Source organism: Variovorax boronicumulans, assembly GCF_040544675.1.
GTDB classification, from domain to species: domain Bacteria; phylum Pseudomonadota; class Gammaproteobacteria; order Burkholderiales; family Burkholderiaceae_C; genus Variovorax; species Variovorax boronicumulans_D.
In genome coordinates this window covers 17,559-36,105 of the sequence record NZ_JBEPKK010000024.1, presented here as the reverse complement: position 1 = coordinate 36,105, position 18,547 = coordinate 17,559, and the positions used below count along the sequence as shown (strand labels likewise).

The window sequence follows — 18,547 nt, the reverse complement described above, 5'->3', positions numbered from 1 at the left end:
GCCACGTTGAAGGACCAAATCCCGGCGTTGCTCTGCAGCGTCTGGAATCCGCCCAGGGAGAGTGGCGCAAAGGTGGCCGCGGCGCCGTCCGCGCTCTCGAGGGTCAGAAGGTTGGCTCCGCCTCCGCCGCTGATGTTGCCGGTCATCGAGGCGCCCGTGTGCCAGCGCAGCACGTCGTTGCCGTTGGCGAAGGCAAGCGAGCCGACCAGATGGCCGCTGTTGGTGAAGTCCACCGCCATCGTGCCGCTGGCGCCGATGACGGTCGCGACAGTCGAGTTCGTGCCGGCCCCCGCGATGATCGTGCCGTTGTTCACGACGGTGTTGTTGCCAGAGGCCGCCTGGAACCAGATCGCCGCATGCGTCGAGCTGATGGTGCCGTGATTGGTGATGGTGTTGCCGCTGCCTACCGGATTGATGGCCTCGGTGCTGGTGCCCGCGCCGCTGGCGATGACAAACGCGCCTTCTTCGATGGTGATCGTGCTGTTGTTGTTGACCTCGATCGCGTTCGCGCCGATGTTTCCGTAGGGCGACGTGCCTTTGTTGGTGGCGCTGTTCTGGACCGTGGCCCCGCCCTGGACGACGACGCTGGCCGCGTTGCCGACGCTGATGCCTGCGCTGTTGCCGGTGCTGATCTTCGAGCCCGACGCGACCGATACCGTCGTGCCTTGCGGCGTCGCGAGTCCCGCGCCCACCGTGGTGGTCTGCTCGTCGCTGCCAGAGCAGGTGATCGCATTGGCAACGGTGTCGCTTGTGCACGCCGCAGACGCCGAGAAGGAAGCCGCCGCCAGCAAGCCGGCCGCGACGAGCGCAACACCCGGCGAGCTCGCGCTCGATTTGCCATGCCCGCGCCCGAATTCGGAAGCAACTGTCCAAAGAGCTAAAGCGCTATTCCAGATGACTCTAAATATTTTGTTCATGGCTTGTATTGACAAAAGAACGGCGCAGTTGTCGAACTGCGTGCGCGGCGCCGGTGCGGCCGGTGCTCGGTGCCTCCCTGACACGACGCGGACTTTAATGCAACCAATTGAAACTCATGCCGCTCCAATTGGTAGATTCATGGTCTGATTTGCATTTCTGCAACGACAGAGCTCGTTTTCGCCTTTTATTTGCATCAAATATGAAATTCACCAACTCATATTTCGACGCAATCAATGTGGCAGGCACAAAGCAAAAATTGCCAACGCCGACAAGCGCTTGCGTCTTTTCAAGATGGGCGGTGGCGAAGCGGAATGGCCAACGGGCGCGCCATTGGCTGCCGCTGGCTATTGGTTATTTCCAGATTTCTTGAAAAGACCCGAAAGAAATCTTCGAGAACTTCCGTGGCGTTCTCAGGAGCTTTGTCGCTCGTATTTTTTAATGAACATCTTTAATTGCGAGACGCAATTATTTTTCGCAAGCAGCGAATAGCCGGCCCGGGCATGGCCAGCCTCAAATAGATGTTCAAAAGGCGCGCTCTCACGCGCCGGCCGCTCAACAGGAAGCGGTATAGGCCGCCTCGTCGTGTGCGGTCGTGTACTTCGAAAGCAAATAGCCCTGCTTGTAGACGGCCCTCAAGACAAAGCCGTTTTCCTTGCACAGCGCGAGCTTCTTTCGCACGTTGGCCGCACAGACATCGCACACGCGCGAGTCGCGCTGCGACGTGGACCGCCACAGCGCGCTCCAGAGCCAGTCCCGCGTGAGCACGCGGCCCATGTTGCGGAACAGTTCCAGCGCAAAGTCGAACTGCCGTGGCTGCAGCAGGATCTCGCGCCCTCGATGCATCACGATGCGCTGGCGCTCCAGGAACCGGTAGTCGCCCCAGACCAGGCCCGGAACCTGCGCGGCTTGCGCCGAAGCTCGCCTGTGCCGCTCCAGCAGCGCGCGCATGCGCCAGTCCAGCTCTTCGTTGGTCGTTCGCGAAACATCGAAGTCGATGGCATCGCAGCCCTCGAAGCCTTCATTGCGGCGCGGCATCTGCGCCCACTGCGTTCGCTCGACAAGCAGGAGCGCCGGCATGCCCGCCTCCTCCGCCCCGGCGCCAAGAACCTGCTTGACCAGGTCGTCCTGCAAGGGCGCCAGCAGCAGGTCGAAGCGCTGGCGTCTTCCCTCGCTTTCCAGGGTTTCCAGAAAGTTGTCCTTGTGGGTGAACACGACGGTCTGGTGCCCCATCGCGCTCAGCTTGCGCTGCAGCACGGCACTGCGCGCGTCGTCGCTGTCGTACAAGGCGATGGACAGGTCTTGTTGTTCAGTCATTCGTTGCATTCAAGCCAGGAGGGAAAGCCGAGGTCCGCGATGGCCCTGGGTGAGCGCTCGATCTGCCCGATGCATCCGATGTGCCCTGTCAAGCGAAATGGCGCACTTCAAGGACGTACCCCTCGCCTCGCACGGTGTGCAGCAGCTTGATGTCGAACGGGGCGTCCAGCTTGGTGCGCAGCCGAAGCACGGCCACATCGACCGCGTTGCTCTTGCCCTCGAGCACCGAGTTCCATACGCGCTGGGCGAGCAATTGCCGCGAGAGCACCCGGCCCCGGCCGCGAAGCAGCACCAGCAGCAGCGAGAACTCCATCCGGGTCAGGTCGAGTTCGACGCCGCCGCGGGAGCATCTCGCGGTGCGCTCGTCCAGTTCCAGGTCGGCAAGACGCAGCACCGGCTGGTGGCGCATGCGCGGGTGGCGGGCCAGCGCCTTCACGCGCACCAGCAGGTCGGACAGCGAGAACGGCTTGACCAGGTAGTCGCTGGCGCCCAGTTCCAGGCCCGCCATGCGGGCGGCAACGCTGTCGCGCTCGGTGATGACCAAGAGGGGCGCATCGGACTTGCGCCGGATCGACTCGACGGCGCTGAATCCGGCCAGGCCGGGCCGCATGGAGCTCAGCAGGATGAGCGCGTAGTCCCCTGCCAGCGCCGCATTGGCCGTGGCGTTGTCGCCGGTGGCAATGTCGACGGAAAACCCGTTTCTCTCCAGCCCTTCGCTGAGCGACCTGCACTGGGTCGACTGGTGGTCGATGAGCAACACGCGCAGGGTGTCGACGTCGTCGTCGATCTGCGCCAGGGCGGCGCCGCCCGCGCCCAGGAACGAGCCGCTCAGCGCGGTTTCAAAAGGAAGCTGGGAAACATACAGTCGCACGGGTTCTCCTGTTCCAGCGCCAGGAGGAGCTGTCGTGCTTTTATATGTTTGCGATGAATTGTTGACCTAATCCATCATCGCCGCGCCGGGCTCCCGCCTGGGGGGCGCCGGCCGGTCTTTCAGCCGCCCGGGATGCGGGGCGGGTGCAGCTCCACGGCCTTGGCCGCCTTCGTTCGCATGCGGATGTTGAGCACTTCCACGGCCAGGGAGAAAGCCATCGCGAAGTACACGTAGCCCTTGGGCACATGGTGGTCGAAGCCTTCGGCCACCAGAACCACGCCCACCACCACCAGGAAGGACAGCGCCAGCATCTTGATGGTCGGATGGGCCGAGACGAAGCGGCCGATCGGGCCGGCGAACAGCATCATCAGCAGCACCGAGACGATCACCGCGGCGATCATGATCCGAACGTCGTCCACCATGCCGACGGCGGTGATGATCGAATCCAGCGAGAACACCAGGTCGATGATGATGATCTGGAGCATGACCGAGGCCAGCGTCGCCTTGACCGCGCTGGCCTTCTGCTCGTGCTCGCCTTCCAGCGACTGGTGAACCTCGGTCGTGCTCTTCCAGATCAGGAACAGGCCGCCCAGGATCAGGATCAGGTCCCGGCCCGAGAAGTCCTTGCCGAACATCGAGAAAAGCGGCGTGACCAGGCCGACGATCCAGGCGAGCACCAGCAGCAACCCGATGCGCATGAACATGGCCAGAAACAGACCCACCCGCCGCGCGAATTCGCGCTGGGCCACAGGCAGCTTGTCGACCAGGATCGAGATGAAGATGATGTTGTCGATGCCCAGCACGAGCTCGAGTGCAGTCAGGGTGGCAAAGGCGATCCAGACCTGGGGGTCCGTCAGGAGTTCGAGCATCGGGTTCTTTCGGTCCGGCAGCGCCGGGGAGGGGTTGAGCAAGGTTCCACGGGCAAAGGCCAGGAAGAAATCTCGCCCGCCCGCCCGTCCGCTGGTCTGCGGATGCCGGGCGAATTTATCTGATCGGCGCCGCGGTTTCGCGCATTCCCCGACGGCGTCTCGGCCTTCCCCGCACGTTTCGCCGCACTTCGCACTTGCTACCAGCGCGCGCGCATCCCCACGGCCCCTTGCACCGAAGACTGCGCACGCGTGCTGCCGCCCATGGCGTGCACGCGACCCAGTTCGCCGTAGACATCGACGACGTTCGAGAGCGTCAAGGTGAAGCCGCCCGCCAGTTCCGTGCTCCGGTAACGGGTGGCGCTGTCGATGCGCGTCGCGGCCGCCGCGTTGATGAACTGCGCGACATCGGTGCCCGCGCCGGCGCTGTAGAGGTTCAGGCGCGCATAGGGCTGCAGCAGGCCCGCGGCCGTCGGGATTTCGCCGCGCACGCGCACGCCCAGCCGGCCAAGCCAACCGCCGCCCGTTTGCTGCGAGACGCGCGCGCCGGAGATGAGCACGTCGTCCAGGCTCAGCTTTTGATAGACGATCTGCGCCTGTGGCTCGATGCGCCAACCCGGCGCCAGTGCAAATGCCTGCCCGGCCTCCAGCGAGGCCAGGAGGCTGCGGCCCTTGCCGCCGCTCGCCGGGTTGCCCGTGGCCTCCACGCTGTAGCGGTGGCTGCCGGCTTGCAGGACGGCGTCGGCGTAGCGCTCGTTCTCGTCCTTCCAGGTGGCATAGGCCCCGAGGTAGCGCGAGCGCACGTCGTTGGCGCCCACGGCGCCCTGGATACCGCGCGCAAAGCCCTGCACGCCGATCCGCCCCTCGAGCTGGCCGACGTACACGCCGGTGCGCCAGGCCGAGCCCGCGGGCGCATACAGGTCGATGCCGGTCTGAAAGCCGCGCAGCCGCCCGTCGCTGGAGGGGGTGACCGTGCCTTGCTGCCGCAAGTCGATGTCGGCATGGACCAGCCGGCCCCATGCGGCGCGTCGGCTGCTTGCGGCATTGCCCGAAGAGGCCCCTTGCTCGTCGCCCGTGCGCCGGTGCAGGTTGCCCAGCATGGCCAGGTCGGCCTGGCGAAGCTGCGCGGGCAGCGCCGAGAACAGGGGCACCTCGGCGCGGTAGGCTGGCAGTTGCACCGGCGTGGCCGGTGTCCCCGGCACGGTCGGCGGGGCGGGGTTCGGCGGACTCGTGGGCGCCTGCACGGTCGAGCGCAGGTACCAGTTCTCGCCGGCACCCACGGCGTCCGCGCTGTAGAGGCGGTATTCGTAGGCTCCCGCGTCCACGTGGCCGCCGGCCAGGGAGAAGCCGTCTCTGGTGGTCTGGGCCGTGGTCGTCGCGCCGTTGACGGCGCTCACCAGCATGATGCCGTCGCCCGTCGTCAATGCGCCCAGGCCGCCGGCATTGCGCACCTGCAGTGTGGTGGCGCCGCTGACGGTGCCGCCGTCGATGACGATGCGGTCGGTCAATGAGCCGGAGTCTCCGAGCGCCGTGCGCATGCCCACGACACCGCCCTGCCCCACCCAGTTGCCGTTGACGGTGAGCGTCTGCGGCACGAAGCCCGTGCCCGGCGGCTGAAAGTCGATGCGGCCCGCCAGCGCGAGGCGGCTCAGCGACGAGCTGCCCGTCATGGTCCAGCGGCTGGTGCCGTCGATGGTGAGCGCCACCGGGTCGATGCTGCCCGCGAGGCTGGAGCCGTTCAGCAGGCGCATGTCGACGGTGCTGGTGGCGTCGGTCATCACGTTGCCGGTGAGCGTGCTGTTGTCGGCGGTGAAAGCCAGGCTGCTGGCGTTCACTGCCTGCAGCAGGTTGCCGGTGCCGCTGGCCGTGGCGCTTGAGTTCTTCAGCGCGAGCGTCGCGCCCGTGGCCGCATCGACACGCACGAGATCGCCCGCTGCGCTGGTGATTGCGAAACCGTCGAAGCTCGCGGTCTGGCCCGCGCCGGCGAAGAAGCCCAGCGCACTGCCGGCCGCCGTGATCGAACCCGTGCCGGTGGCGCTGATCGACGGGCTGTTCGCCAGCAGCACGGCGCCGTAGCTGCTCGCATCGGTGGTGGCGATGGCGAGCGAGCCGGTCGCATTGAGCGCGCCGCCGCCGGTGATCAACAGGCCCGCAGCGTAGGACTCTTGCGTGCCTACAGGCGTGTTTGCCTGCGTGGCGCCAGTGACCCGGATCGACACGGGGCCCGCGAGGTTCACCTGCGAGCCGGCATCGCGCGCCGAGATGCCGATGCCGTTGACGCCGCTCGTGCGGATCGACGTGGTCGACGACGCGCTGGCCGTGGCCACGCCGCCCGTGACCGCGCGGATGCCCGAGCCGTTGATGCCGGAGTTGCTGAGGTCGGCCGCCCCGACATAGGCGATGGTGGCGGCGCTGCTGATCTTGAGCGTGGCGGCTTGCGTACCGGTCACGCCCAGGTTCAGGCTGCCGTTCAGCCGCACGGTGCTGCTGTTGTCGGAGGTGATCGCGTCGGAGCGATTGTCCCCGCCCGTGGTGACGGTCACCGCGCCGTTGGCCTCGACGGTGGCTCCTGCGGTGGCACGGACACCCGGCGCGAAGGGGACCCCCGCTCCCATGCCGATGTCGACGGCTCCGTTCAGGACGACGCGGGTGTTCGCACCATCGGCATAGATCCCGTAGTTGCCCGACCCGTTGGTGATCTTGATCTCGAGCGGCCCGTTCACCGTGATCGCGCCCCCGGTGGTTGCGTTCAGGCCGCGAACGCCGGTGCTTGCAGTGGTGCGCGTCACGGTCAGGCCGTTTTGCAGGTTGACCTGCGACCCGGCCCCCTGTGCAGACACGCCTCTGACGACGTCCTGCGTCAGCCCGATGGTGACGGCGTTCGCCGCGTTGATGATGCCGCCGGTGGAGGCGTCCAACGCTGCCGAGCCGTTGGGCAGGCCGCTGATGCCGTAGCTGCCGGCCGCGCTGCACACCGAACCTGCAGTGGCCACCAATCTGTTCACGTTCGCGGTGTTGCAGGCACCCAGCGCGCTGCCTCCCGTCAGGAGCAGCAATGCGCCGGAAATGCAGGTTCGCGGGAACGAGCGCCGTCCACCGACCGGCTGTGCGGAGCGGGCAGAAAAACTCAAGTGCTTCATGGTCGTCCCCAGACGTTGTCGCGATTCACGGGGCTTGCCATCGGTGGCTGTGAATCCAGCGTGCGCGGCGCCGGTGTGTCCGGCGCTCATCTCTCCCTGGCAACGGGCGGACTGTAGTTCAGGGCGTTGATTTGATGAACCAAAGTTCTCTTCATGGGGGACGCAATTTGCGCTTCCTCCCCCGAAACGCCAATTCGTTCACGCTTGCGTGCTGGCAAACCGCCACAGCATTCATGAGCGTCCAACCGCGCCAGCGGTCACGCCAAAGCGGCAGAGGCCGCGCATGCAAGGCCTTCAGCCGTGGCGTTGACCCGCGGGCATCAGCAATTGCTGGGCGCCCACGTGGGCTTCCATCTCGTGCATGTGGGTTTCGGCGTCCAGCATGTGCTCGGCCATCAGGCGGCGCGCCACCTCGGCATTTCCGTCCCGGAACGCCTGGAGCAAGGCGCTGTGGAAGTTCACGTTGGCCTCGCCGAAGTGGCGATGCTCCCATGCGTTCTTGTAGACCATGAGGTCGCGCAGCAGGTCGTTGAGAAAGCGGCACATGAAGGCCAGGAGGGGGTTCGGGCACCGGTCGGCCAGCAGGTTGTGGAACTCCAGCTCGGCCACGCGCTGCGCACGCAACTCGTCTTCGTTGTGGGGCTCCTTCTCGCAGAAATGAATGGTCTGCTCCAGCAGGCCCAGGTGCACCGCGTCGAGCCGGCCGATGACGCTGGCCGCCAGTTCGGGCTCCAGGATCTTGCGCAGCTGGTAGATGTGGTGCCCGTCCAGTTGCTTGAAGTGCAGGAAATTCCTCAGTGGCTCCGACGCATGGTCCAGCGAGACCTGCTGCAGGTAGGCGCCGCCCGCCGGGCCGGTGCGCGTCTTGATCAGTCCCCGCACCTCCAGGGCCTTGAGCCCTTCGCGCACCGTGCTCTTGGACACGCCGAAGAGTTCGCCCAGCTCCTTCTCGTTGGGCAGGCGGTCGCCCGGTTGCTTTCGCTCCGCGACGATCCATCGCTTCACGTCCTCGACGATGAGGTCTGACAGCTTTTGGCGGCCTCTGGTGTGCTGGCCGACAGGCATGGCTTGTGTTCCTTGGAAAAGCTCCAGATCGGAGCAGTGCTACATCATAAATCGACGCAATCGGCAAGATTTACACCAGAAATGCGTGCAATGCGTCGCAAAACCATCGAATAAGCGGGCATAAGATTTGCTGCGAAAACGATTAAACATATTTATATGTTTTATACGGCTAAATAGAAATTCGGCCGCGCAGCCACTCACTCGACGACCCCACGAAGGAGAAACCATGATGAAAGCAAGCGACCCCGTGCAAGCCCATTCAGGGCTCTGGAACGACGACCTGGCACCCACGCGCCCCGACCAGCGCACCTGGCGCTGGTATCACTTCGCCGCCCTCTGGGTGGGCATGGTGATGTGCATCCCCGCCTACACGCTGGCCGCGGGGCTCATCGAAAGCGGCATGTCCTGGAAGGAGGCCGTCGGCACCGTCTTCCTGGGCAACTTCATCGTGCTCATTCCGATGCTGCTCATCGGGCATGCGGGCGTGAAGTACGGCATTCCCTATGCGGTGCTCGCGCGCGCGTCTTTCGGAACGCGCGGCGCAAGGCTTCCGGCGCTGCTGCGGGCGCTGGTGGCATGCGGCTGGTACGGCATCCAGACCTGGTTCGGCGGGATGATGATCTACACGCTCGCCGGCGTGCTCATCGGCCATCCGCTGGAGGGCGAGAAGATCGCCGGGCTGGGCATCAACTTCGGCCAGCTGGCGTGCTTTCTTCTGTTCTGGGCGCTGCAGTTCTACTTTGTGGTCCACGGCATCGAGGCGATCCGCAAGCTGGAGACCTACACCGCACCGATCAAGATCCTCATCTGCTTCGTGCTGCTGGCCTGGGCCTACAACCGCGCCGGAGGCTTCGGTCCCATCCTCCATCAGCCCTCGCAGTTTGCCGAAGGCGGACAGAAGGCGGGCCAGTTCGGGTCGGTGTTCTGGCCGTCGCTGACGGCCATGGTGGGCTTCTGGGCCACCCTGGCGCTCAACATTCCCGACTTCACGCGCTTCGCCAAATCGCAGCGCGACCAGGTCATCGGCCAGGCCATCGGGCTGCCGATTCCGATGGGGCTGCTCGCGGGCCTTGCGGTGATCGTGACCTCCGCCACGGTCGTCATCTACGGCAAGGCGATCTGGGACCCGGTGGACCTGGCCAGCCGCATGACCGGCGCCGCCGTGCTCATTGCGTTGATCGTGCTCCTGATCGACACCGTCAGCGTCAACCTGGCGGCCAACCTGGTGGGGCCGGCCTACGATTTCTCCGCCCTCAATCCACGGGCCATCTCGTACCGCACCGGCGGCTACATCACCGCGGGCATCGCCATTGCCATGATGCCGTGGAAGCTGCTGGAGTCCACGCAGGGCTACATCTTCACCTGGCTCATCGGCTACTCCGCCCTGCTCGGCCCGATTGCCGGCATCCTGATTGCGGACTACTACCTCGTTCGCCGCACCGAGCTGAAGGTGAACGACCTCTACAGCGACAGCGGCGACTACCGGTACAGCGGCGGATGGAACCTGCGCGCGATCGCGGCCTTTGCCGTCGGCGTGCTGCCCAATCTGCCCGGCTTCCTCAATGCGGCCCTGCCGTCCGCCTTTCCGCACGTGCCCGAAGTCTTCAAGACGATCTACACCTACGCATGGTTCGTGGGCATCGCGGCGTCGGCCCTGGTCTATCTGGCCGCCATGAAGCTGCGGGCGCCGGCCATGGCAGGCGGCACGCAACCGTCGAAGGCCTGACCATGAGCGAATCCCTCTTGATCCGCGGCGGCACGGTGGTCAACGCCGACCGCGAGTTCCGGGCCGATGTGCTGTGCGTCGGCGGGCAGATCGCGGCCGTCGGCCCCGACGCCGCGCGCCATGCGCCGGCCGATGCGGTGCAGCTGGATGCCGGCGGGCAGTACGTGCTGCCCGGCGGCATCGATCCGCACACGCACATGCAGCTGCCCTTCATGGGCACCGTGACGATGGACGATTTTTTCACCGGCACGGCGGCAGGGCTCGCAGGCGGCACCACGACCATCATCGACTTCGTGATCCCCGATGCGCAGCAGCCGCTGATGGAGGCCTACAACACCTGGCGCGGATGGGCGCAGAAGGCCGCCTCGGACTACGGCTTCCACGTGGCGATCACCTGGTGGGACCAGAGCGTGCACCGCGACATGGGCACGCTGGTGAAGGAAGAAGGCGTCAGCAGCTTCAAGCACTTCATGGCCTACAAGAACGCCATCATGTGCGACGACGAGGTGCTGGTCAAAAGCTTCCGCCGCGCGCTCGAACTCGGCGCCATGCCCACCGTGCACGCCGAGAACGGCGAGCTGGTCTACTTTCTGCAGCAGGAGCTGGCCAACGCCGGCGTGCGCGGGCCCGAAGGCCATCCGCTGTCGCGCCCGCCCGCGGTCGAGGCCGAAGCCGCCAACCGCGCGATGGCCGTTGCCGACGTTCTGGGCGTTCCCCTCTACATCGTGCACGTGTCCTGCACCGAGGCGGCCGAAGCCATTGCGCGCGCGCGTGCGGCGGGCCAACGGGTCTATGGCGAAGTGCTCGCAGGGCATCTGGTGGTCGACGAGAGCGTCTACCGCAGCCCCGACTTCGCCCATGCGGCAGCGCATGTGATGAGCCCGCCGTTCCGGGCGACGTCGCACCAGGAGTCTCTCTGGCGCGGCCTTCAATCGGGGAATCTGCAGACGACGGCCACCGACCATTGCACCTTCTGCGCGGCCCAGAAGGCCGCCGGCAAGGACGACTTCGCGAAGATTCCCAACGGTTGCGGCGGCGTCGAGGAGCGCATGGCCGTGATCTGGGACGCCGGCGTGAACACCGGGCGCCTGACCCCCAGCGAGTTCGTGGCCGTCACCTCGGCCAACGCGGCGCGGCTGTTCAACCTGTACCCCCGCAAGGGCGTGGTGGCCGAGGGTGCCGATGCCGACCTGGTGCTGTGGGACCCGCTGGGCTCGCGAACCCTCTCGGCGAAGACGCAGCACTCCAGGGGCGACTTCAACATCTTCGAGGGACGCACCGTGCAGGGCATTCCGACGCACACCGTGAGCCAGGGCCGCATGGTGTACGCCCGCGGCGATCTGCGCGCGGAACAGGGCGCCGGCCGCTACCTGAAGCGCCCCGCATTCGGTGCCAATTTCACGGCGCTGGACAAGCGCGCGCAACGTTCGGCACCGACAGCGGTAAAGCGTTGAGCCTGGGCAGAGTCATCGCATCGCCCGTCGGTAGGGACACAGTGGGAATGAGCGCTCATGGACTTGAAGCTGTCGATCGATCGTCGGAAAAGCCGCGAGACCTCCCTGGTGAGCCAGATCGTGCAGGGCGTGGGCGACGCGATCAGGCAGCGCAGGATCCTTGCCGGCGAAAAGCTGCCGTCGGTGCGCCAGCTGGCGGCGCATCTGCAGCTGAGCACCTTCACCATCGTCCAGGCGTACCAGCGGCTGGTGTCGCTCGGAATGATCGCTTCGCGCCCCGGCGCCGGCTTCACCGTGGTGAACCAGGTCGCCCCGCATCCGGCGCCGCAGTCGCCGCAGCCGCCCTCGGGGCCGAACGACCACTGGCTGTCGTCGGAGGTGTTCTCCGACCAGTCGACGTCCATCAAGGCCGGTTGCGGCTGGCTCCCGCCGGGCTGGCTCGACGGCATCGAGTTCGGCCGGGCGCTGCGCTCGCTGAGCCGCACCATGGCGGGCCAGGTCGGCGGATACGGCCAGCCGCAGGGCGACGCCAGCCTGCGCGCGCGCGTTGCCTTCGATCTCGCGCGCTTCGGCCTGCCCGCCAACACCCAGTCGATCCTGATCACCCAGGGTGCCAGCCAGGCCCTGGACCTGATCATCCGCTCGCTCTTCAAACCCGATGACGTCGTCGCCGTCGAAGACCCCTGCTATTGCAACCTGCTCGAGCTGCTGAGGCTGGCGGGCGTGCGGCTGGTGTTCGTGCCCCGCACACCGGACGGCCTGGACATCGAAGTGCTGGACAACCTGGTGCAGCGGCACAGGCCGAAGGCCCTGTTCGTGAGCTCGGCCCTGCACAACCCCACGGGCTCGTCGTTCACCGTGTCCGCGGCCTACAAGGTGCTGCAGATCGCCCAGCGCGCGCAGATGCGCATCATCGAAAACGATGTGAGCCGGGGGCTCGCGCCGTCCGACGCACCGATGCTGGCCGCCATGGCGGGACTGGAGGCGGTCGTGTACATCGGCGGGTTCTCCAAGACGATTTCGCCGCTGCTGCGCGTGGGCTTCGTCGCGGCCGATCCGGCCACCCTGGGCGCGTTGACGCGCCTGAAAATGGTCACCGGCCTGACCTCTTCGGCGGTCACGGAAAAGGCCGTTCACCAGGTGCTGATCGACAGCGCCTACCTTCGGCATCTGGAGCGCCTGCGGCATCGGCTGGCCGACATGCACGCGCGCATCGAGCGCAAGCTCTCCGCGGCCGGCGTGGAACTGTTCCATCGTCCGCAGGCCGGGCTCTTTCTCTGGGGGCGCCTGCCGATCGATCCCGAATCGGCCAAGGACGTGACCGCGCGCGCGCTCAAGCAGGGCATCTGGCTGGCACCGGGGGCGTACTTCGGTACGTCGGGCACGGCGAGCGCGTGGTTCCGCTTCAACGTCGCCTACTGCGACAGCGAGAAATTCTGGCGATTCCTCGACAAGCTGTAGGCCGCCGCTGTGCATGCCGCCTCCTTCACGCGAGCACGGCCTCGATGAGAAAGGGACCGTCGCGTTTCAACGCCACCTTGAACATCCTGATGAACTCTTCCGCCGTGCCGACCCGCGCGCCCTCCACGCCCATGCCCTTGGCCAGCAAGACCCAATCGAGCACCGGGTCGGTCAGGTCGAACATGGGGCGCGCCAGGTGTTCGGGCGGCTTCACGCCCATGCGCCGCATCTCGTCGAGCAGAAGGGCGTACTTGCGGTTGGCAAGGATGATGGTGATGGCGTTGAGGTTCTCGTGCGCCTGCGTCCAGAGGCCTTGCAGCGTGTACATGCCGCTGCCGTCGGCCTGCAGCGTGACGACCTTGCGGCCGGGGCAGGCAATGGCGGCGCCGGTGGCCAGCGGAATGCCGATGCCGATCGCGCCGCCGGTGATCTGCAGGTAGTCGTGCGGCGCGGCGTCGTACGAGGTCGGAAAAAGGCGCGTCACCGAGGACAGGGCCTCGTCGCACACGATGGCATCCTCGGGCAGCAGCCGCACGATCAGCTCGGCCAGCGTGTCGTTGGTGAGCGCGCCCAGCGGCAGATCGTCGTCGCCGCCGCGTCGGGCGGGCGGCGCATCCAGCACCAGCCGGCTGGCGGCGAAGTGCTCCGCCAGGCTCTCCAGCGCCAGGGCCACGTTGCTTCCCGGCGCGGCCAGCTCGACCACCTCGCAATCGTCCCGTAGCAGCCGGCTCGGCATGCCCGGGTGCGCGAAGAACGCAACCGGCGGCTCGGCCCCGATCATGACGATGGCATCGAACTGCCCCAGCTGCGCCAGGGCCAGGTCCGTCGCATAGGCCACGCGCGGCACGGCGGGCCTGCCGGCACCGCGCGCCATGCGTGCATTTGCAAAGGGCGAGAGCAGGCTCGCGCCCGTCTTGCGCGCGATGTCGGACGCCAGCGCCAGGGTCTCCGCGCGCAGTGCGCGGCCGCCCAGGAACAGCGCCGTCTTGCGGTCGCTGCGCAGCAAGGCCACGGCCCGTTGCTCCTTCTCGCGGTCGGGCACCGACGACGGACCCGCAGCCCGCGCAAGGCTCGGCGGCTGCACCGGGTCGGCATCGCCCCAGGTGACTTCGGCGGGCACCACCAGCGTGGCGACGCCGGGCAACGACGTCGCGGCCCGGCAGGCGTCGGCCACGGTCGAGACGATGCCGTGCACGGAGTCGATGCGCCCGTACCAATCGGACATCGGCCTGGCCAGGCTCTCGATGTCCGATGTCAGCGGCGCGTTGAAGGGCAGGTGGTGCGTTGCATGGTCGCCCACGATGTTGACGATGGGCGTGGAAGCCCGCCTGGCGTTGTGCAGGTTCGCCAGCCCGTTGCCCAGGCCCGGGCCCAGGTGCAGCAGCGTCGCGGCGGGCGTGTCGGTCATTCGCCCATAGCCGTCCGCCGCCCCCGTGACCACGCCTTCGAACAGGCCCAGCACGCAGCGCAGGTCGGCCCTGCGCTCCATGCCGGCCACCAGATGAAGCTCGGAGGTTCCGGGATTGGCAAAGCAGACCTTCACGCCCTGGGCGATCAGGGTGTCGCAGATAACGTCGGAACCGTTCAATTTTTTCTCCTGCAGCGAGGCTGCTGACATGGGGGTTGGTGCGGCTTCGGCGCTGCTCAGCGCTGCGTGCCCGCGCCGCTTTCCTGGACAGGCTTTTTCGCGCCCACATGCAAGGGACACTGGTCCAGACGCTCGTCGTTGGACTCCGTGAACACGTACTGCTTCCACTCCAGGTCGCCGCGGTGGTAGGTGCCCACCACGTCCGGCGGCGGTTGCCCGTCGTACAGCTCCACTTGCGTACGGATCCGCTGCCGCACTTTGTCCCCCTCGGCCGTCGGTCCGCTGACCAGGTCGAAACCCGCCCGGGGCTGCGTGACCATCGCCAGCGATTGACCGAGGTTGCGGCTCTTGCGTCGAACATGCGCGGGCGCGCTCACGTTGACGAACAGCGGAACGCCCGCAAAGCACAGGCTCCAGAACGGTTGCTCGGGGTCGGTGGGAATCTCCTGCGGCCACGGCTGGGGATCGTTGTCGATCCAGTCCTGCATCACCTGCCACGCGGTCTCGTGGTACTGCGCCAGCGTCTGGTCGGTGTTCGGCTTGAACAGGATCGCCAGCACATTCATGGATTCCTCGATGCCCGAGAGCTTGGACACCGTGTGCAGGTACTCGCCCAACCCCTGGCGCACGCGCGCCAGCTCGAGCGGATCGGTGTCCGAGCCCGCGAAGACGAAATGCAGCGTGTAGGTTCGGAATGCGGTGCGGGCGAAATGGCAGGGAAACTTGCTGGGCTCCCGCAGATAGGTGCTGAAATCTTCCAGGCTGGCCTTGGCCCACGGATAGGCGTCGTCGCTCTCCACCCATTGGAGCGCCTCCTTGTGCGTGAGCGACACCCTGGGCGCCGTCACTTCGGTGCACCAGGACGCATATTCCGGGTATTGCCCGGTCACTGTCTTGAGGTAGTGGTCCTGCAGCTGGCGAGTGAGGGGCCCCACCTTGCCGTTGCCCACGGGCAGGCGGTCGACAGAAGTGACGGGGAGTATCTCGAACAGGGTGCCGCACATCAGAACTTCGTCGGCAATCAGCAATTCGGTTCTATCGATTTCGCGTTCCACGACTTGCAGGCCCAGCTTTTCCTTGGCCAGCACCATCAGCGTGTCACGCGTCAGGCTTTCCAGAATATCGGAATAAACAGGCGGCGTGATCAGCACGCCGTTTCTGATAATAAAAACGCAGGCCGCCGGCCCCTCGGACACTTTTCCCCTGCTATTGAGGATGATGGCGACGTCATATCCGTTTTCACGCGCCTCGTTTTGCGCAAACCTGCTGTTCTGGTAATTGGCAGCAACCTTGGCGCGCGGCGGAACCGAGTCGTCGGAAATTCTTCGCCAGCTGACAATTCCGGCGGAAATTCCTTTTTCTATTTTCGGAGAGCGCGGCAATGGAATTGCCGTGATGTGCGCGCCGGTATCTTCGGTCGCAACCAGAGGTTCGCCGGGGCCGGAATACCTGAAATACGTCGACAGGTTGATCTGGGCGTGCTCCTTGAATTCGCATCGGTACAGCAGATCGACCGTGGCCCGGCGCAGGGTGGGCGTATCGAAGCGCGATTTCATGCGCATGATCTTCATGGACTGCTCGAGCCGGCTCAGATGATCGTCCAGCCGGAATATGTAGGACTTTTGAGTCGATTCGTCCCAATAGGCTCGAAGCCCTTCGAAGATATTCGCACCGAAAAACCCGGCTTGCGTGCGCACATGCAGGGTGCATTGTTCCCAGTCGACAAAATTCCCGTCCATCCATGCAATTTCGGGATGCGGGGCGGGAAACGTCGATCGTCCAGTGGTTTCGCTCATGAATTCTCCGTCGGGATCGGCAAAAAAATTTGAAATGTCTTCTTCAAAATGTAAGAAGAAAGGAATACTCGAATCGCCAAATCAGGATCAAGGATCAATGAATTGATTGGCGCCGGGAATAGTACGACGCGGTATTAGGGGCACTCCATTTACAGTTCTATTCGTTTTAAATAACTGTATTGGCACTAAATTGGAGGCTGTATTGGTGGCGTGGCTCGGCCATTGCCGGTGCTGGCGACGAGGAACGGGGATGGGCGCGGGCGCGGCGACGCTCAAGGCCGACGGCGGCTGCCGGGACGCAAGCGGGCCCAAGCTAGAGGCTTGAGCAGCAGGAAGGACGACTGAGAGGGAGCCCGCAGGCCGAGGAGAGACGCGACCGGGGGCGCGAACTGGGGGCGCTAAATGGAACGCGAGCCCAGAGGCCCCCAAAAAGAAAATGGCCTAGAAGGAATCAACCTTCTAGGCCATTTTTGAGAGTGGTGCGGCTGGCAGGAATTGAACCCACGACCCCTTGGTTCGTAGCCAAGTACTCTATCCAACTGAGCTACAGCCGCGCAGCCTCGGATTCTAACCCGAGCACGCGGCGGGGCGCTCGACAACGATCCGGCCGGCACAACGCAATCGACACCATCGCGGGATGGATGGCCGCCCGTCCATGGCATCGACGGCGGCGACAAGGTCTTCTATACGACGGGACGTTTGACGAGCGAGATGGTGATGAAGTCGGCCCACATGGGCGTGCCGATCATCGTGTCGCGCAACGGCGTCACCGCGATGGGGCATGAACTGGCAAAAAAGCTGGGCATGACGCTGTTCGGGCGTGCTGCCAACCGCCACTTTCTCTGCTACTGCGGGTTCGAGCGCTTCGATGCCGAACCGCTGCCGCAGGTGCCGGCGCAGGCGCTCACCGCCGACTGAGCTTCGGGGCAGACCGTCATTCGACAGGCGCGCGCCGCCTCAGCGATAGGCGTCGCACAGCGCCAGATACTCGTCGCCGGAAATCTCCAGCGCCGTAGCGCGGCGCAGAACGCGCGCCTGCGGCTTGGGCAGGTCGGTCCTGATCTGGATCTGCTTGCCGATGGGAATGCCCATGTAGTCCTGGTTGACCCAGATGTTCTCGACGATGTTGTTCCACGGCAGCAGCATGCCGTTCTCGAGGGTCAGGCCCTGGTGGCCGATCACGAGCGCGGGCTTGTCGATGTTGCGCAGCGTGTTGAAGCACTTGAACGTGAGCCACGCCGTGAGCACTGCAAAGCCGGCGGCGATGAGGATGCCGATGTTCTTGTCCTGCGCGCGGATGCACAGGACCGCCAGCACCACGGTCACCACGGCCCACAGCGCGGTGCCGGCGATCAGGCGAGAACGTGAATAGAACACCGGGCGGTCGTGGCGGGTCTTCTCTTGCTGGGCGGCGGAACTGTAGATTTCCATTTGTCTGATTCGCTGTGAACGCGTGTTGGAGTGGTTGTAAAAAAAGCGGAGAAAAAGATCAGTGCGCAGGCAGGCGCTGCATCAGGCAGGCCATCAGCACGGGCTCGTTGTCGATCTTCGAGCGGTCGATCTTTCGGGACTTGCCGTGGGCAACGATCACCAGGTGCTCGTCCACGTCCATGCCTTCCTCGTCGGACTGCGTGCGGATGGTGTCGATGCTCGACCACGCAATCAGCTGTCCCTTGTGCACCAGACCTTCGGCCTGCAGCCCGAGCGCGCCGAACTTGACGGTTTCGCCAGCGTGCAGGCGGCGCTCGACCTCGTGCGCCATGGTGTCGCCGACGGCCGCTTCCACGCCGGCGAGCAACTCATCGGATGCGTCCCAGAGGTTCAGGCGCAGGCGCAGCGTCTTGCCGTCCCGTGTGGCGAGCAGCAGGTGGTGTCGGTTGTGGCGATGGCGAATGCGCGTGACGTCCGCGAAGGCGAGCGTGCGATCGCCCAACTGCAGTGCTTTCTCGCTCAGCGTCAGCTGTTTGGGCGTGCGCAGCCATGCGAAGAAATCGCTGCCCTGCCAGCAGATCAAATAGATCGCTGCAGGAACGGCCAGAAACAGAACGACGATGGCGCCCTTGTGATGAATGAAGTCCGGCGTGATGAGGTACGGCAGGATGTACACCTTCACCGGCACCAGCATCATGGCGCAGAAGACATAGAGGGCGGCAAGGCCGCCGAGCACGCAATAGAAGGAATGGCGAGGAAAGATTCTGGCGTGGCTCGAGGGCATGTGTCGGGCCCGGTGCAAGACCACGGGCAATGAAAAACTACCCGGGGACCATACCAGCGCGTTGCAGCCTTCATGAGGCCTGGCGCGGCGGTTGGTGTCTCATTCTGCGAATGAAAATTCGATCTGCGCGAAT

General features: G+C 65.4%; 14 protein-coding genes, 1 tRNA gene and 1 pseudogene. 5 read left to right on the top strand and 11 right to left on the bottom strand.

The window, feature by feature from the left end; translation table 11 throughout:
* Nucleotides 1–917 (bottom strand): ESPR domain-containing protein (locus ABIC90_RS26450; protein WP_354359550.1); only part of this gene is annotated, 917 nt, incomplete at its 3' end.
* 116 nt (nucleotides 918–1,033) lie between these two features.
* Here ABIC90_RS26450 and ABIC90_RS26445 point away from each other — a divergent pair.
* On the top strand, nucleotides 1,034–1,288 hold the full coding sequence (locus tag ABIC90_RS26445) for a hypothetical protein (RefSeq protein WP_354359548.1): 255 nt from the start codon (nucleotides 1,034–1,036) through the stop codon (nucleotides 1,286–1,288).
* A gap of 182 nt (nucleotides 1,289–1,470) precedes the next feature.
* Here the strand turns inward: ABIC90_RS26445 and ABIC90_RS26440 are convergent, their stop codons facing one another.
* The 5 genes from ABIC90_RS26440 to ABIC90_RS26420 all read right to left on the bottom strand — a co-directional run bounded on the left by ABIC90_RS26440 (nucleotide 1,471) and on the right by ABIC90_RS26420 (nucleotide 8,174).
* Nucleotides 1,471–2,232 (bottom strand): response regulator transcription factor, encoded by a 762-nt coding sequence (locus ABIC90_RS26440; protein WP_354359546.1) that lies wholly within the window; start codon nucleotides 2,230–2,232, stop codon nucleotides 1,471–1,473.
* 88 nt (nucleotides 2,233–2,320) lie between these two features.
* Nucleotides 2,321–3,103, bottom strand: coding sequence for a winged helix-turn-helix domain-containing protein (locus ABIC90_RS26435; RefSeq protein ID WP_354359544.1), 783 nt, complete (start codon nucleotides 3,101–3,103; stop codon nucleotides 2,321–2,323).
* 119 nt (nucleotides 3,104–3,222) lie between these two features.
* Nucleotides 3,223–3,972, bottom strand: coding sequence for a TerC family protein (locus ABIC90_RS26430; protein ID WP_354359554.1), 750 nt, complete (start codon nucleotides 3,970–3,972; stop codon nucleotides 3,223–3,225).
* 197 nt (nucleotides 3,973–4,169) lie between these two features.
* Nucleotides 4,170–7,109, bottom strand: a complete 2,940-nt coding sequence (locus tag ABIC90_RS26425; RefSeq protein ID WP_354359542.1) for an autotransporter outer membrane beta-barrel domain-containing protein — start codon at nucleotides 7,107–7,109, stop codon at nucleotides 4,170–4,172.
* Nucleotides 7,110–7,403: 294 nt separating this feature from the next.
* Nucleotides 7,404–8,174, bottom strand: coding sequence for a FadR/GntR family transcriptional regulator (locus tag ABIC90_RS26420; RefSeq protein ID WP_354359540.1), 771 nt, complete (start codon nucleotides 8,172–8,174; stop codon nucleotides 7,404–7,406).
* A gap of 226 nt (nucleotides 8,175–8,400) precedes the next feature.
* On the opposite strand from ABIC90_RS26420, the gene ABIC90_RS26415 reads away from it, so the two are divergent.
* From ABIC90_RS26415 to ABIC90_RS26405, 3 genes are read left to right on the top strand one after another with little or no spacing between them, the layout of a single operon-like run.
* Nucleotides 8,401–9,900 (top strand): NCS1 family nucleobase:cation symporter-1, encoded by a 1,500-nt coding sequence (locus tag ABIC90_RS26415; RefSeq protein ID WP_354359538.1) that lies wholly within the window; start codon nucleotides 8,401–8,403, stop codon nucleotides 9,898–9,900.
* 2 nt (nucleotides 9,901–9,902) lie between these two features.
* Nucleotides 9,903–11,354 carry a dihydropyrimidinase gene (hydA, locus tag ABIC90_RS26410; RefSeq protein WP_354359536.1) on the top strand — a complete coding sequence of 484 codons (1,452 nt, stop codon included), beginning with the start codon at nucleotides 9,903–9,905 and terminating at the stop codon, nucleotides 11,352–11,354.
* A 57-nt stretch (nucleotides 11,355–11,411) separates the two neighbouring features.
* Entirely contained in the window at nucleotides 11,412–12,815 is a 1,404-nt protein-coding gene (locus ABIC90_RS26405; protein ID WP_354359534.1) for a PLP-dependent aminotransferase family protein, read from the top strand.
* A gap of 25 nt (nucleotides 12,816–12,840) precedes the next feature.
* Here the strand turns inward: ABIC90_RS26405 and ABIC90_RS26400 are convergent, their stop codons facing one another.
* From ABIC90_RS26400 to ABIC90_RS26390, 3 genes are all read right to left on the bottom strand, one after another.
* Nucleotides 12,841–14,403 carry an acetolactate synthase large subunit gene (locus ABIC90_RS26400; protein ID WP_354359532.1) on the bottom strand — a complete coding sequence of 521 codons (1,563 nt, stop codon included), beginning with the start codon at nucleotides 14,401–14,403 and terminating at the stop codon, nucleotides 12,841–12,843.
* A gap of 56 nt (nucleotides 14,404–14,459) precedes the next feature.
* Complete coding sequence (locus ABIC90_RS26395) at nucleotides 14,460–16,199, bottom strand: branched-chain amino acid transaminase (protein WP_354359530.1); 1,740 nt, start codon at nucleotides 16,197–16,199, stop codon at nucleotides 14,460–14,462.
* Nucleotides 16,200–16,676: 477 nt separating this feature from the next.
* A tRNA-Arg gene (locus ABIC90_RS26390) sits at nucleotides 16,677–16,753 on the bottom strand.
* Nucleotides 16,754–16,804: 51 nt separating this feature from the next.
* Between ABIC90_RS26390 and ABIC90_RS26385 the strand changes: the two are divergent.
* Nucleotides 16,805–17,117, top strand: a pseudogene (locus tag ABIC90_RS26385) (formate dehydrogenase accessory sulfurtransferase FdhD); the annotation flags it as partial.
* 39 nt (nucleotides 17,118–17,156) lie between these two features.
* On the opposite strand, the gene ABIC90_RS26380 reads toward ABIC90_RS26385, so the two are convergent.
* Together ABIC90_RS26380 and ABIC90_RS26375 are read right to left on the bottom strand one after the other, a co-directional pair.
* Nucleotides 17,157–17,630, bottom strand: a complete 474-nt coding sequence (locus tag ABIC90_RS26380; RefSeq protein WP_354359528.1) for a hypothetical protein — start codon at nucleotides 17,628–17,630, stop codon at nucleotides 17,157–17,159.
* 58 nt (nucleotides 17,631–17,688) lie between these two features.
* The gene (locus ABIC90_RS26375) at nucleotides 17,689–18,414 is read right to left on the bottom strand and encodes a hypothetical protein (RefSeq protein WP_354359526.1); all 726 of its coding nucleotides are present in this window, start codon (nucleotides 18,412–18,414) and stop codon (nucleotides 17,689–17,691) included.
* Between the last annotated feature and the right edge of the window lie 133 nt (nucleotides 18,415–18,547).